This window comes from Burkholderia sp. AU33423 (assembly GCF_002223135.1).
In the GTDB taxonomy this organism is placed as follows: domain Bacteria; phylum Pseudomonadota; class Gammaproteobacteria; order Burkholderiales; family Burkholderiaceae; genus Burkholderia; species Burkholderia lata_D.
In genome coordinates this window covers 2054996-2068526 of sequence record NZ_NKFH01000004.1, presented here as the reverse complement: position 1 = coordinate 2068526, position 13531 = coordinate 2054996, and the positions used below count along the sequence as shown (strand labels likewise).

Here is a 13531-nt window from a genome sequence, read left to right as displayed (position 1 = left end):
TATTGGGCGTTTTACCGTTCGATTCGCGACGGTGCGCAATGGATTGTTCTGAAAATGGAACGATGAGATGAATATCGATGCACACAACCTGAACGACCTCATGTACTTTTCGCAGGTCGTCGAACATGGCGGTTTCTCGGCCGCGGAGCGCGTGCTGGGCATCTCGAAATCGCGCCTGTCGCGGCGCCTGACCGAACTCGAGGCGGCGCTCGGCGTGCGCCTGCTGCAGCGCTCCACACGCAAGCTCGCGCTGACCGAGGCGGGGGAACTGTTCTACCAGCATTGCCAAGCGATGCTGGCCGAAGCGCAGGCGGCGATGAACGCGGTGCAGCAGTTGCGCTCATCACCGCGCGGCTCGGTGCGCGTCAGCGTGCCCGTGACGCTGTCGCAGACGATGCTGTCGCGCATCCTGCCCGAATTCCTGCGTCGCTATCCCGAGGTGAAGGTGCACGTCCGCGTGACGAATCGCGTGATCGACCTGTTCGAGGATTCGATCGACGTCGCGCTGCGCGTGCGCTCGGAGCCGCCGCAGAACGCGAACATCGTCGTGCGGCCGCTGTGGCGCACCGAGCAGATGCTGGTCGGCGCGCCGAGCCTGCTGAGCCAGAATGCGCCGCCGCTGGTACCGGATGACCTGAGCGGATTCGAGACGCTCGATACGCCGAGCGTCGACGGGCGGCACGTGTTCAACCTGATCGCACCGGACGGTACGCGTCACGTGCACGAGCACGACCCGCGGCTCGTGACGGCCGACCTGATGACGATCCGTGAAGCCGTGCTCGATGGCCTCGGCATCGCGGCTCTACCGGAGATGATGTACGGCAACGCGCTGCGTGCGGGGCAACTGTCGCCGGTGATGCCGGGCTGGACGCTGCCGGTGCCGCAACTGTATGCGGTGTTCGTGTCGCGGCAGGGGATGCCGCCCGCGGTGCGTGCGTTCGTCGACTACCTGGTCGAGAAGCTCGATCATGGCGCCTACCAGGATCCGGGGTGTCCGGAACGCGCGAAGAAGGAAGCGGCGGCCGATGTTTCGGCGACCTGAACACGACGCGCACGGCGACGCAAATTTGTTTTGTCATTGAAGCGTCGCCTGCAATCGCAAGTTTCAATCGCCGGAACCTTGAATGCGCGTGCGGGCGGGCCTATATTGAAATCCCATTTCGTGAAGGAAGTTCTGAGCGAAATCAGGTGGCCGCATATATTGTGAGCCAGATAGGGCAGAACGCGCAGTCCGTGCAGACCACGGCAGAGTCGCATTTGCGTTGCTCGAGGCGCAACCGATACCGCCAAAGAGCCCGCCGCCCGAAGGCGCCCGCGTGCGCATGAAAAAAGGCCTTCATCTGGCGATGAAGGCCTTTTACTTTGTGCGCGGCCGGCGAGGTGCGGCCGGCTAGGTGCGGCCGGCGATGCGCTACCGCAAGATGTGCGCGCGTTACTTCGCTTTCGCGCCCGGCTCCGTGACGAAGCCGAGCTTCGTCAGGCCGCCTGCCTGCGCATCCGACATCACTTCCGCGACGTGTTCGTACGCGACCTTGCGATCCGCACGAAGGTGCAACTCCGGCTGCGGCGTGCGCTTTGCCGCTTCCGCGATGCGTTCCTGCAATTGTTTGCGCGTGACCGTGTGATCGTCCCACAGGATCGTGCCGTCACCCTGGATCACGACGTCGACCGTCTGCGGCTTTTCGTCGACGGGCTGGCTGCTGGCGTGCGGCAGGTCGATCTTCACCGCATGCTGCATCGCCGGGATCGTCACGAGGAAAATGATCAGGAGTACGAGCATGACGTCGACGAGCGGCGTCATGTTGATCTCGCTCATCACTGCATCGTCGTCATCGTCGCTGAAACCGGTGTTCATTGCCATGGTTCACCCCGCCTCAGCTGGCGCGCGTCGCGAGACGCAGGCCGTCGCGCGTCGACGACGAGGCAAGGCTCGCGCCCGTCACGAAGTACGCATGCAGACCGTGCGCGAAGCGACGCAGCTTGCTGACGACACCCTTGTTCGCGCGGGTGAGTGCGTTGTAGCCGAGCACGGCCGGGATCGCCACGAACAGGCCGAAGGCGGTCATGATCAGCGATTCGCCGACCGGGCCCGCGACCTGGTCGATCGACGTCTGGCCGGATGCGCCGATCGCGAGCAGCGCGTGGTAGATCCCCCAGACCGTGCCGAACAGGCCGACGAACGGCGCGGTGCTGCCGATCGACGCGAGGATCGCGAGACCGCTCTGCATGCGCGAGATGCCTTCGTCCATCGTGTCCTTCAGGCAGCGCGTGACCCAGTCCGACACGTCCATGCGGTCGTGCAGGTGCGGTTGCGTCTGGTGGTGGTGATCGGCCGCTTCCTTGCCCGACAGCGCGAGCGCGAGGAACGGGTTGTCAGCCGGCGTCGATGCGGCGAGGCCGAGCTTCTTGACGCCGTCGTCGAAGTTGTCCGAATGCCAGAATGCCTGTTCGGCGTTCTTCGTCAGGCGGTTCAGGCGGATCACGTTCCAGCCCTTGATGATGATCACGATCCACGACAGGACCGACATCACGAGCAGCGTGATCGCGATGGCGCGCGTGACGAAATCACCTTGCGCCCAGACGTGCGCGATACCGTAGCTTTGCATTTTCTTGTTTCCTTTGAATCTACCGAATATGACGGGTTAGTCGTCAAGCGTGAAGTTGAAGGGCAGCGTATGGGCGGCGCGGATCGCCTGGCCGTTCTCGATGTACGGCGGGCAGGTGCTGGCGCGCGTCGCCTCGAGCGCGGCTTCGTCGAGGCGCGGGTAGCCGCTGCTCTTCTGCAGCTGGACGCTTTCGATCTTGCCCGTCACGCCGATGATGAAGTGAACATAGGCCGTGCCCGTTTCGCCGCGACGGCGCGACATCGACGGATAGGTCGGCTTGACGAAATTGCAGGTGAGCGCCGACACGTTCTTCGGCGCGCTGACCTGCATCGTCTCGCGCGCCGGGCCGGGTGCTGCAGCGGGCGCAGCAGGCGCCGGCGCGGCGGGAGCCGGCGTCGGATCGGCCACTGCCGGCGCGGGCGTCGGCGACGGTGCCTGCGAGACGGGCTGAGGTGTCGGGACCGCTTTCTGCACCGGCTTCGGCTCGACCTTCGGTTTCACGCGCGGCGTGGGCTTGGGCGGCGTAGGCTGCTGCGCGGCCGACTGGACCGCGACCGGCTGGGCGGGAGGCGCAGGCGCAATGAGCTGCGCGGTGATCGACTGAACCTCGATCTCCTTCGGCGGCGGCGGCGCGTTGCGATGGAGCCAGGCGGCCGTCAGCATGATCGCATGTGCGGCAAGCACACCGACCGCGACGACGATCACTCGGGGATTCATACGTGGTGCTGCCGGCACGGCGCCGGCAGGAGCGAGATGCGAAGCCTGCATGTTAGCTTGAAAGAACGATGTCGCACCCGGGGCGCGGCGGGTGAATCGGCATCACTTGCGGAAGATCAGCAGCGAGATGCAAACGGTGGTCACAAATCCGATCAGCAATTCCATGACAGGCTCCTTGGCAGGTAAGCCGCTGGCTCGCGCAGACGGTGGCTTGCTGACGGTCAAAACAAAAAATGCGGCCTGGGCCGCATGCGCACACTCGGCGCCGGTCAGGCGGCCTTGCGTTCGTAGAACGTGACCGGGATCGGGTGAGCATGATGCTCGACACCGCACCGGCTCGCGCAGACGCCTTGTTCGGCCATGAGGTCGCGTACGGACTCCTCGCACTTGCCGCAGCACGTGGCCACGCCAAGCTCGAACTGGAGTTCATCGAAAGAGTTCACGCCCTCTGCGAGGGACGCGCGAATCTTGCGATCGGAAACGGACTTGCACACGCAGACGATCATGATGAGTTGCGATAGCTAACGGTAATGCGAATTATTATCATTAAATTTGCGGACGTTGACAAGCCTGGGGCAGGCTTTTTTTAAGGTCATCGGACCCTTGAAACGTCGGGGTGGGGGAACGGCACGCGGAAGCGCGCGTGCCGGCCGGTGTCAGGCGGTCGCGCAGGCGCGCGCGTTCGGCGAGGAAATGGTGACGGATTCGACTGGCGCTGCGAGGCCGAGCAGCGTCGATGCGAGCACCTGCAGTTGACGGCCGTCGCTGGTCGAGCAGAAGCGGGGCGGTGCCGCGCGCGTGCCGGCCGGTGCGCGCAGGTTGCGTTGGTCGAGCACGCGCACGAGCTGGCGCGCGATCGCGTCGCTGGTGTCGACGATCGTCAGGCGGTCGCCCACAAGGTCACGAATCGTTTCCGTGAAGAACGGGTAATGCGTGCAGCCGAGTACCAGCGTATCGGCGCCGTCGTCGAGCATCGGTTGCAGGTAGCTGTCGAGCAACGTGCGCAACGCGGGCGAATTCGTATCACCGCGCTCGATGGCTTCGACGAGCCCGTGGCCGGGCTGGCAGATGAAGCGGCGGCCGGCGCCGTAGCGGTCGAGCAGCGCCTGGAAGCGCGGGCTGTTCAGCGTCGACTGCGTGGCGAGGACGCCCGCGACGCCGCTCGCGGACACGGCGGCGGCCGGCTTGATGCCCGGCTCGACGCCGACGAGCGGGATCGACAGGTGTTCGCGGGTTGCAGCGATCGCGCGTGCGGTCGCCGTGTTGCACGCGATGACGAGCGCTTTCGCCCCTTCGCGGGCCAGCCACTCGCCGATTGCCAGCGTGCGTTCCGTAATGAATGCCTCGTCGCGCGGACCATACGGCGCATGGTGCGAATCGGCGACGTAGATGAACGACTCGTCGGGCAGCTGCGCGCGCACGGCGCGCAGCACCGACAGGCCGCCCAGCCCTGAATCGAAGATGCCGATGGGGGCGACGGTCGTGGCCATCGCAGGAATAACGGAAGGTGTCGACATGAACGGGACGGGGCGGTAACGGGAAGCGTGGAGCGAGTTTACTCCGGCGTACCCATCATCGTTTGCTGGTAGTTCTGCAGGCCGACCTTGCCGATCAGGTCGATCTGCGTTTCCAGCCAGTCGATGTGCTCTTCGGTGTCGTCGAGGATCTTTTCGAAGATCTCGCGCGACACGTAGTCACGCACCGATTCGCAGTAGGCGATCGCTTCCTTGCAGGTGGACTGCGAGATCTGTTCGAGCTTCAGGTCGCACTTCAGGATCTCTTCGGTTTCCTCGCCGACGAGCAGCTTGTGCAGATCCTGCAGGTTCGGCAGGCCGTCGAGCATGAAGACGCGCTCGATCAGCCAGTCGGCGTGCTTCATTTCGCCGATCGACTCGTCGTACTCGTGCTTGCCGAGCTTCTCGAGGCCCCAGTGCTTGTACATGCGCGCATGCAGGAAGTACTGGTTGATCGCCGTGAGTTCATTCTTCAACTGGGCGTTCAGATATTCGATGACTTTCTTGTCGCCTTGCATGGCTTGTTCCTTGTTCAGTGGGGCTTCAGAAACCGAAAGATAATCGCTCGAACGAGAAAAGCCAAGCCTCGAAGCCTTGCCGGGCCTGCCTTTTGCATGTAATGAGAATCAGCCTCGAACAACCGGCCACACACAATAATGAGAATGAGAAGTAAAAAGGCCGGACACCCGTCCGGCCTTTCGTTCGATCGCGCTTAAGCGGCTGCGACCGGGATCTTGCCGATCTTCGCTTGCCACTCCTTCGGACCGGTCTGGTGCACCGACGTGCCCGACGAATCGACAGCAACTGTTACAGGCATGTCCTGCACGTCGAACTCGTAGATCGCTTCCATGCCGAGGTCTTCGAACGCGAGCACCTTCGCGCCGCGGATCGCCTTCGACACGAGGTAAGCCGCACCGCCGACGGCCATCAGGTAGGCCGCCTTGTGCTTCTTGATCGCGTCGATCGCGACCGGGCCGCGCTCGGCCTTGCCGACCATCGAGATCAGGCCGGTTTGCGCGAGCATCGTCTCGGTGAACTTGTCCATGCGCGTGGCCGTCGTCGGGCCTGCCGGGCCGACCACTTCGTCGCGGACCGGATCGACCGGGCCGACGTAGTAGATCACGCGGTTCGTGAAGTCGACCGGCAGCTTCTCGCCTTTCGCGAGCATGTCGGCGATGCGCTTGTGCGCGGCGTCGCGGCCGGTGAGCATCTTGCCCGACAGCAGCAGCGTCTGGCCCGGTGTCCAGCTCGCGACTTCTTCCGGCGTCAGCGTGTTCAGGTCGACGCGCTTGCTGGTTTCCGTGTTCGGTTCCCAGTTGACCTTCGGCCATGCGTCGAGCGACGGTGCTTCAAGCTTGGCCGGGCCCGAGCCGTCGAGCACGAAGTGCGCGTGGCGCGTCGCCGCGCAGTTCGGGATCAGCGCGACCGGCTTCGATGCCGCGTGCGTCGGTGCAGCCATGATCTTCACGTCGAGCACCGTTGCCAGGCCGCCGAGGCCCTGGGCACCAATGCCGAGCGCGTTGACCTTCTCGTGCAGTTCGACGCGCAGTTCCTCGACCCAGTCCTTCGGGCCGCGTGCGATGATTTCCTGGATGTCGATCGGCTCCATCAGCGATTCCTTCGCCATCAGCATCGCCTTTTCGGCAGTGCCGCCGATGCCGATCCCCAGCATGCCGGGCGGGCACCAGCCCGCACCCATCGTCGGGACCGTCTTCAGCACCCAGTCGACGATCGAGTCGGACGGGTTCAGCATCACGAACTTCGACTTGTTCTCCGAGCCGCCGCCCTTCGCCGCGACCTGCACGTCGACCTTGTCGCCCGGCACGATCTCGTAGTGGATCACGGCCGGCGTGTTGTCCTTCGTGTTCTTGCGGGCGCCTTCCGGCGGATTGACGATCGACGCGCGCAGCACGTTGTCCGGGTGCGTGTAACCGCGACGCACGCCTTCGTTGATCATGTCGGTGAGGCCCATCGTTGCGCCGTCCCAGCGCACATCCATGCCGACTTTCACGAAGATCGTGACGATACCGGTGTCCTGGCAGATCGGGCGCTTGCCTTCCGCGCACATGCGGCTGTTCGTGAGGATCTGCGCGATCGCATCCTTCGCGGCCGGGCTTTCTTCCAGTTCGTACGCGCGGCCGAGGGCCTGGATGTAGTCGAGCGGATGGTAGTAGCTGATGTACTGCAGCGAATCCGCGATGCTCTGGATCAGGTCTTCCTGTTTGATGACGGTCATGGCTGAGACTCTGTGGGGACTGTGGGGAATGCGTTTATGCGTTGACGGCTGCGTCGGCCGGCTTGCGGGGCTCGTTCGCCGCGGGCGCGTGCGCGCCGTGGGCGTGCGGCTCGTGGAAATGGGCCGGGTGCGTGTGCGTCGTCAGGCGGTCGACCCACGCCATCACGAGCGCCGACACCAGGAACGACACGTGGATGATCACCTGCCACATGATCGCGTGCATCGTGTGCTGGTCGGGGTTGATGAACGTCTTCAGCAGGTGGATCGACGAAATGCTGATCAGCGCCATCGACAGCTTGACCTTCAGCACGCCCGCGTTCACGTGGTCGAGCCACTCGGGCTCGTCGGGGTGGCCCTCGATGCCGAGGCGCGACACGAACGTCTCGTAACCGCCGACGATCACCATGATCAGCAGGTTCGAGATCATCACCACGTCGATCAGGCCGAGCACCGCGAGCATCACGCTGATTTCGTCGAGGCTCGTCGCATGCGACAGCAGGTGCCAGACTTCCTTCAGGAACAGGAACACATAGACGGCTTGCGCAACGATCAGGCCGAGGTAGAGCGGAACCTGGAGCCAGCGGCTCATGAAAATCAGCGCGGGAAGCGGGCGAAGCGGGCGACGCGCGGGGCGGCCGGGCGAATGCGGGGCAGACATGGTGGACAGTCGGGCGCGGTGCGCAGGTATCGGGGGTAATCTTAAAAGGCGCGCTATTGTAACGCGTCGGCCGGCGCGACTGCAGTGACGCGCCGGCAGTGCCGGGGACGGATCAGGAGGCGGCAGCCGGCACGCGTTTCACGCGCAGGCTGGCGAGCACGATGCCGGTGACGACGCACGCGAGCGCGATGCCGTGCGCGAGCGTCGGACGCTCGCCGAGGAACGCGATGCCATACGCGGCGGCCGCGACCGGCAGCACCGCGCTGAACACGCCGGCGAGGCTGCCCGGGACGTGCCGGATGCCTTTCATCCACAGCCAGAACGAGAAGATGCTGGCCGACAGGCCATACCAGACGACGAGCGCCCAGGTGCCGGCCGGCACGCTCGCGTAATCGAAATGCCACATGGCCGTCGCGCCGAGCGGCAGCATCAGGCACAGGCCGAACAGGTGCGTGTACGCGCAGATGTCGATCGGCGCGAGCGTCTGCGTGAGGCGGCGCGACAGGATCACGTAGATCGATTCGCAGCACACCGCGCCGAGGATCAGCAGGTTGCCGGTCAGCGACGACGCGCCGTGCCCGGCCGCGCTGCCGTTCGCGAGGTTGATCGTCACGACGCCGGCGATCGCGAGTGCAATCGACACGAGCGCACGGCCGTTCGGTTTTTCTCGCAGGATCAGCCACGCGAACAACGCGACGATCGCCGGGATCGTGCTGGTGATCACGCCGGCGGCGACCGCGCTCGTCCGCTGTACGCCGTTCAGCATCAGCAGCGTAAACATGAAGGTGCCGAAGAACGCCTGCAGGAACAGGTTCAGCCATTCGCCGCGCTTGACCGTGCGCATTTTCACCGGGCTGAACAGCGGCCACAGCACGGCGATCGCGATCACGAAGCGCAGCGTGGCGAGGATGGCGACGGGAACGAAGACGACGATCGATTTACCGATACCGACATTGCTGCCGACGAACAGCATCGACAGCACGAGAAAGAAAGCGTAGCGATTCAAGCTGGAATCCGGAAGGCGAGTTCAGTTAGGATTGTAGGGTCGCGCTCGTTACAGCGTAAAGCTACAAGCGGCGCCGCCCGACGGGCGAAACTGCCGTGCCGCGTAAGTGACGGGTAAGTTGGAGCGCTTATTGTGGAAACTGTCGGGCCGCCCGGTCGCCATCGTGCGACGTGGTGCGGCGCAGCATCGTGCAGCAGCCTTCGGGCCGTGCGCGGGTGGTGGGTAGGAGACAGCGGCGCGCTTGCGCCGGCCAAGACGCGCGGTGCGCACGATCGCGCCGCCATGCAGAGGATTCATGTTCACCAAGGGGTAGTCGATGTCTGCGATTGAATCGGTTCTTCACGAAACCCGTCAGTTCGCGCCGCCCGCGGCGCTCGAACAGGCGGCGACCATTTCCGGCATGCCGGCCTATCGTGCGCTCGCCGCCGAAGCCGAGAACGATTACGAAGGATTCTGGGCGCGTCTCGCGCGCGAGGGTCTTGCGTGGCACAAGCCGTTCACGAAAGTGCTAGACGAGTCCAACGCGCCGTTCTACAAGTGGTTCGAGGACGGCGAGCTGAACGCGTCGTACAACTGCCTCGACCGTCACGTCGAAGCCGGCAACGGCGAGCGCGTCGCGGTGATCTTCGAAGCCGACGACGGCACCGTCACGCGCGTCACCTATGCGGATCTCCTCGCGCGCGTATCGCGGTTCGCGAATGCACTGAAGAAGCGCGGGATCGGCAAGGGCGACCGCGTCGTCATCTATATCCCGATGTCGATCGAAGGCATCGTCGCGATGCAGGCCTGCGCGCGCATCGGCGCGACGCACTCGGTCGTGTTCGGCGGCTTCTCCGCGAAGTCGTTGAACGAGCGGCTCGTCGACGTCGGCGCGACGGCGCTCGTCACCGCCGACGAGCAGGCGCGCGGCGGCAAGACGCTGCCGCTGAAGAGCATCGCGGACGAAGCGATCGCGCTGGGCGGCTGCGAGGCCGTGAAGAGCGTGATCGTCTATCGCCGCACCGGCGGCAAGATCGACTGGCACGCCGAGCGCGACCTGTGGATGCACGAACTGACGGCCGGCGAATCCGACCAGTGCGAGCCGGAATGGGTCGGCGCCGAGCATCCGCTGTTCATCCTGTATACGTCGGGCTCGACCGGCAAGCCGAAGGGCGTGCAGCACAGCACGGGCGGCTACCTGCTGTGGGCCGCGCAGACGATGAAGTGGACCTTCGACTGGAAGCCCACCGACGTGTTCTGGTGCACGGCCGACATCGGCTGGGTCACGGGCCACACGTACATCACGTACGGCCCGCTCGCATGCGGCGGCACGCAGGTCGTGTTCGAAGGCGTGCCGACCTACCCGGACGCCGGGCGTTTCTGGAAGATGATCGGCGACCACAAGGTCACCGTGTTCTACACCGCGCCGACCGCGATCCGCTCGCTGATCAAGGCGGCCGAGGCCGACGACAAGGTGCATCCGAAGAGCTACGACCTGTCGAGCCTGCGCATCATCGGGACCGTCGGCGAGCCGATCAATCCGGAAGCATGGATGTGGTATCACAAGCACGTCGGCCAGGAGCGCTGCCCGATCGTCGACACGTGGTGGCAGACCGAGACGGGCGGCCACATGATCACGCCGCTGCCGGGCGCGACGCCGACCGTGCCCGGTTCGTGCACGCTGCCGCTGCCGGGCATCATGGCCGCGGTGGTCGACGAAACCGGCCAGGACGTGCCGAACGGACAGGGCGGCATCCTCGTCGTCAAGCGCCCGTGGCCCGCGATGATCCGCACGATCTGGGGCGACCCGGAGCGTTTCAAGAAGAGCTACTACCCCGAGGAACTCGGCGGGCGCCTGTATCTGGCGGGCGACGGCACCGTGCGCGACAAGGACACCGGCTACTTCACGATCATGGGCCGGATCGACGACGTGCTGAACGTGTCGGGCCACCGGCTCGGCACGATGGAAATCGAATCGGCGCTGGTCTCGCACGAACTCGTGGCCGAGGCGGCCGTGGTCGGCCGTCCGGACGATACGACGGGCGAGGCGGTGGTCGCGTTCGTGGTGCTGAAGCGTTCGCGTCCGGAAGGCGAGGAAGCCGCGGCGCTGGCGAAGACGCTGCGTGACTGGGTCGGCAAGCAGATCGGGCCGATCGCGAAGCCGAAGGACATCCGCTTCGGCGACAACCTGCCGAAGACGCGCTCGGGCAAGATCATGCGGCGCCTGCTGCGTTCGCTCGCAAAGGGCGAGGCGATCACGCAGGACACGTCCACGCTCGAGAACCCGGCCATCCTCGAACAGCTCGCCGAAGTGCGCTGATCGTACCGGTTGCGCATCACGCGCACGAGCCCCTGCGCGGCAATCCCGATTGCCCGCGCAGGGGCTTTTTGTTACATAACGGCATGACCGTTCCGACCCGTCCCGCGCCTGCCGCGCCTCCCCCCGTTCCCGAGCCGCTCGCGCGTGCCCACGCACGCTACTGGCGCTTCAACGTCGCGCTGATCGCGGTGCTGATGGTCATCGGTTTTTCGGTATCGTTCATCGTGCCGTTCTTCGGGCCCGCGCTCGCAGGGGTCCGTTTCGCCGGGTTCAGCCTGCCGTTCTACGTCGGCGCGCAGGGCGCGATTCTCGTGTATCTCGTGCTGATCGTCGTCTACATCGGGCTGATGCAACGCGCGGACCGCACGCTGCGCCGTGCGTACGACGATCATGCGGCACGCGCCGGCCACGCGAACGGTGGACGCTGATCCATGCTGACGCGCCGACTGATCCGCGCCTACGCGCTCTACACGCTCGGGTTTCTCGGGTTCGTGTTGCTGATGTGGCGGATCGAGCGGGCCACCGGCCCCGGCGTCTGGATCGGCTACGTGTTCCTGTTCGTGCCGATCGCCGTGTATGCGGTGATCGGGCTGCTGTCGCGCACGTCCGATCTCGTCGAATACTACGTGGCCGGGCGGCGCGTGCCGTCTGCCTTCAACGGGATGGCGACGGCGGCCGACTGGCTGTCGGCCGCATCGTTCATCGGCCTGGCCGGATCGCTCTACGCGACCGGCTACGATGCGCTCGCCTACGTGATGGGGTGGACGGGCGGGTTCTGCCTCGTCGCGTTCCTGCTCGCGCCTTATGTGCGCAAGCTCGCGCGCTACACGATTCCCGATTTCCTCGGTACGCGCTTTTCGAGCACGGCCGTGCGTGCGCTGGCGGCCGGTGCGGCGATCCTGTGTTCGTTCGTATACCTGGTCGCGCAGATCCAGGGGATCGGCCTGATCGCGACGCGCTTCATCGGCGTCGATTTCGCGATCGGGATCTTCTGCGGGCTCGCGGGCATTCTCGTGTGCTCGTTTCTCGGCGGGATGCGCGCGGTCACGTGGACGCAGGTCGCGCAGTACATCATCCTGATCAGCGCGATCCTGATTCCGGTGTCGCTGATCGCGATGAAGAACGGGCTCGGCCCCGTGCCGCAGTTCAATTACGGCAAGCTGATGGAGCGGGTCGCGGCGCGCGAGGCGCAGGTGCGCGATGCGTTCGACGAGCAGCAGGTGCGCGACGCGTATCGCCGGCAGGCCGCGGATATCCAGACGCGGCTCGACCGGCTGCCGGCATCCTATGCGGACGCCCGCCGGCATCTCGCCGACCAGCTGGCCGACCTGCGGCGCCACAACGGGCCGCTGCGCGAGATCAGCCAGCGCGAGCGCGAGCTGGCCGACTTCCCGCGCGATCCGGCGGCGGCGCGTGTCGCGTGGACGCAGGCGCGCGACGATCTGCTGGCGCGTGCCGAGCCGCCCGTGCCGATGCACGAGCCGTTTCCTGCCGCGAGCGAAGACGAACGCAAGCCGCGCGAGCGGAATTTCCTCGCGCTGCTGCTGTGCCTGTCGCTCGGCACCGCGAGCCTGCCGCACATCCTGACGCGCTACAACACGACCACGTCGGTTGCGTCGGCACGGCGCTCGGTCGGGTGGACCTTGTTTTTCATCGCGCTGTTCTACCTGAGCGTGCCGGTGCTCGCGGTGCTGATCAAGTACGAGATCCTCGCGAACCTCGTCGGGCGGCCGTTCGCCGAATTGCCGGCGTGGGTCACGCAATGGCATCACTTCGAACCCGACCTGATCAGCGTCGTGGAGGTGATTCGCGACGGCATCGTGCACTGGTCGGAAATCCAGATGCAGCCGGACATGGTCGTGCTGGCCGCGCCGGAAATCGCCGGGCTGCCGTATGTCGTGTCGGGGCTGATCGCGGCCGGTGCGCTTGCCGCGGCGCTGTCGACCGCGGACGGGCTGCTGCTGACGATCGCGAACGCGCTGTCACACGACGTCTATTACTGCATGGTCGCGCCCGATGCATCGAGCCAGCGGCGCGTGACGATCTCGAAGGTGCTGCTGCTCGGGGTCGCGCTGTTCGCGTCGTATGTCGCGTCGCTCAATACCGGGAAGATCCTGTTTCTCGTCGGCGCCGCGTTTTCGCTGGCGGCATCGAGCTTCTTTCCGGTGCTCGTGCTCGGCGTGTTCTGGAAGCGCACGACGACGCGTGGCGCGATCGCGGGGATGGTGACGGGATTGGCGGTGTGCGTGTACTACATCGTGTCGACCTATCCGTACTTCACGCAGTTGACGGGGTTCGCGGGCCGCACGTGGTTCGGGATCGAGCCGATCAGTTCGGGGGTGTTCGGGGTGCCGGCGGGGTTCGCGGTGGCGATCGTGGTGAGTCTGTTTGACCGAAAGCCGGACGAATATACGCGGGCGCTGGTGGATTACATCCGGCACCCGTGACGCGAGTGTCGATCGGCATTGCTCAAGTGCCGGGCCCCGTCCGTGTTG

13 protein-coding genes are annotated in these 13531 nt (G+C 65.4%); 4 read left to right on the top strand and 9 right to left on the bottom strand.

The window, feature by feature from the left end:
- The first annotated feature begins 67 nt into the window (after window positions 1–67).
- Window positions 68–1042 carry a LysR family transcriptional regulator gene (locus CFB50_RS12315; protein ID WP_069248441.1) on the top strand — a complete coding sequence of 325 codons (975 nt, stop codon included), beginning with the start codon at window positions 68–70 and terminating at the stop codon, window positions 1040–1042.
- A gap of 390 nt (window positions 1043–1432) precedes the next feature.
- On the opposite strand, the gene CFB50_RS12310 is transcribed toward CFB50_RS12315, so the two are convergent.
- The 9 genes from CFB50_RS12310 to CFB50_RS12270 form a co-directional block, all read right to left on the bottom strand.
- On the bottom strand, window positions 1433–1861 hold the full coding sequence (locus tag CFB50_RS12310) for an ExbD/TolR family protein (RefSeq protein WP_089446008.1): 429 nt from the start codon (window positions 1859–1861) through the stop codon (window positions 1433–1435).
- Window positions 1862–1874: 13 nt separating this feature from the next.
- Window positions 1875–2606: a MotA/TolQ/ExbB proton channel family protein gene (locus tag CFB50_RS12305; RefSeq protein WP_089446007.1), complete on the bottom strand. Its 732-nt coding sequence runs from the start codon at window positions 2604–2606 to the stop codon at window positions 1875–1877.
- Window positions 2607–2642: 36 nt separating this feature from the next.
- A complete protein-coding gene (locus CFB50_RS12300) occupies window positions 2643–3374 on the bottom strand; it encodes an energy transducer TonB (RefSeq protein ID WP_069248438.1) in 732 nt (243 codons plus the stop codon).
- A gap of 218 nt (window positions 3375–3592) precedes the next feature.
- Entirely contained in the window at window positions 3593–3829 is a 237-nt protein-coding gene (locus CFB50_RS12295) for a (2Fe-2S)-binding protein (protein WP_039370093.1), read from the bottom strand.
- Between the two features lie 150 nt (window positions 3830–3979).
- Complete coding sequence (gene murI / locus CFB50_RS12290) at window positions 3980–4840, bottom strand: glutamate racemase (RefSeq protein ID WP_089446006.1); 861 nt, start codon at window positions 4838–4840, stop codon at window positions 3980–3982.
- A 38-nt stretch (window positions 4841–4878) separates the two neighbouring features.
- Window positions 4879–5355 carry a bacterioferritin gene (gene bfr / locus CFB50_RS12285; RefSeq protein WP_039370101.1) on the bottom strand — a complete coding sequence of 159 codons (477 nt, stop codon included), beginning with the start codon at window positions 5353–5355 and terminating at the stop codon, window positions 4879–4881.
- 194 nt (window positions 5356–5549) lie between these two features.
- Window positions 5550–7073: a fumarate hydratase gene (locus tag CFB50_RS12280; RefSeq protein ID WP_069248436.1), complete on the bottom strand. Its 1524-nt coding sequence runs from the start codon at window positions 7071–7073 to the stop codon at window positions 5550–5552.
- Between the two features lie 34 nt (window positions 7074–7107).
- The gene (locus CFB50_RS12275) at window positions 7108–7731 is read right to left on the bottom strand and encodes a TIGR00645 family protein (protein WP_039370107.1); all 624 of its coding nucleotides are present in this window, start codon (window positions 7729–7731) and stop codon (window positions 7108–7110) included.
- A 112-nt stretch (window positions 7732–7843) separates the two neighbouring features.
- Window positions 7844–8737 (bottom strand): DMT family transporter, encoded by an 894-nt coding sequence (locus CFB50_RS12270; RefSeq protein WP_011352649.1) that lies wholly within the window; start codon window positions 8735–8737, stop codon window positions 7844–7846.
- Window positions 8738–9053: 316 nt separating this feature from the next.
- Between CFB50_RS12270 and acs the strand changes: the two genes are divergently transcribed.
- The 3 genes from acs to CFB50_RS12250 all read left to right on the top strand — a co-directional run bounded on the left by acs (window position 9054) and on the right by CFB50_RS12250 (window position 13483).
- Entirely contained in the window at window positions 9054–11036 is a 1983-nt protein-coding gene (acs, locus tag CFB50_RS12260) for an acetate--CoA ligase (protein ID WP_089446005.1), read from the top strand.
- Between the two features lie 83 nt (window positions 11037–11119).
- Window positions 11120–11464, top strand: a complete 345-nt coding sequence (locus CFB50_RS12255) for a DUF4212 domain-containing protein (RefSeq protein WP_089446004.1) — start codon at window positions 11120–11122, stop codon at window positions 11462–11464.
- A gap of 3 nt (window positions 11465–11467) precedes the next feature.
- Complete coding sequence (locus CFB50_RS12250; protein ID WP_089446003.1) at window positions 11468–13483, top strand: sodium:solute symporter family protein; 2016 nt, start codon at window positions 11468–11470, stop codon at window positions 13481–13483.
- Window positions 13484–13531 lie beyond the last annotated feature (48 nt).

Bases quoted from the DNA above. Each gene is read 5' to 3' on its own strand.
- CFB50_RS12315 (WP_069248441.1), top strand. From the start codon at position 68: ATGAATATCGATGCACACAACCTGAACGACCTCATGTACTTTTCGCAG.
- CFB50_RS12310 (WP_089446008.1), bottom strand. From the start codon at position 1,861: ATGGCAATGAACACCGGTTTCAGCGACGATGACGACGATGCAGTGATG.
- CFB50_RS12305 (WP_089446007.1), bottom strand. From the start codon at position 2,606: ATGCAAAGCTACGGTATCGCGCACGTCTGGGCGCAAGGTGATTTCGTC.
- CFB50_RS12300 (WP_069248438.1), bottom strand. From the start codon at position 3,374: ATGCAGGCTTCGCATCTCGCTCCTGCCGGCGCCGTGCCGGCAGCACCA.
- CFB50_RS12295 (WP_039370093.1), bottom strand. From the start codon at position 3,829: ATGATCGTCTGCGTGTGCAAGTCCGTTTCCGATCGCAAGATTCGCGCG.
- murI (WP_089446006.1), bottom strand. From the start codon at position 4,840: ATGTCGACACCTTCCGTTATTCCTGCGATGGCCACGACCGTCGCCCCC.
- bfr (WP_039370101.1), bottom strand. From the start codon at position 5,355: ATGCAAGGCGACAAGAAAGTCATCGAATATCTGAACGCCCAGTTGAAG.
- CFB50_RS12280 (WP_069248436.1), bottom strand. From the start codon at position 7,073: ATGACCGTCATCAAACAGGAAGACCTGATCCAGAGCATCGCGGATTCG.
- CFB50_RS12275 (WP_039370107.1), bottom strand. From the start codon at position 7,731: ATGTCTGCCCCGCATTCGCCCGGCCGCCCCGCGCGTCGCCCGCTTCGC.
- acs (WP_089446005.1), top strand. From the start codon at position 9,054: ATGTCTGCGATTGAATCGGTTCTTCACGAAACCCGTCAGTTCGCGCCG.
- CFB50_RS12255 (WP_089446004.1), top strand. From the start codon at position 11,120: ATGACCGTTCCGACCCGTCCCGCGCCTGCCGCGCCTCCCCCCGTTCCC.
- CFB50_RS12250 (WP_089446003.1), top strand. From the start codon at position 11,468: ATGCTGACGCGCCGACTGATCCGCGCCTACGCGCTCTACACGCTCGGG.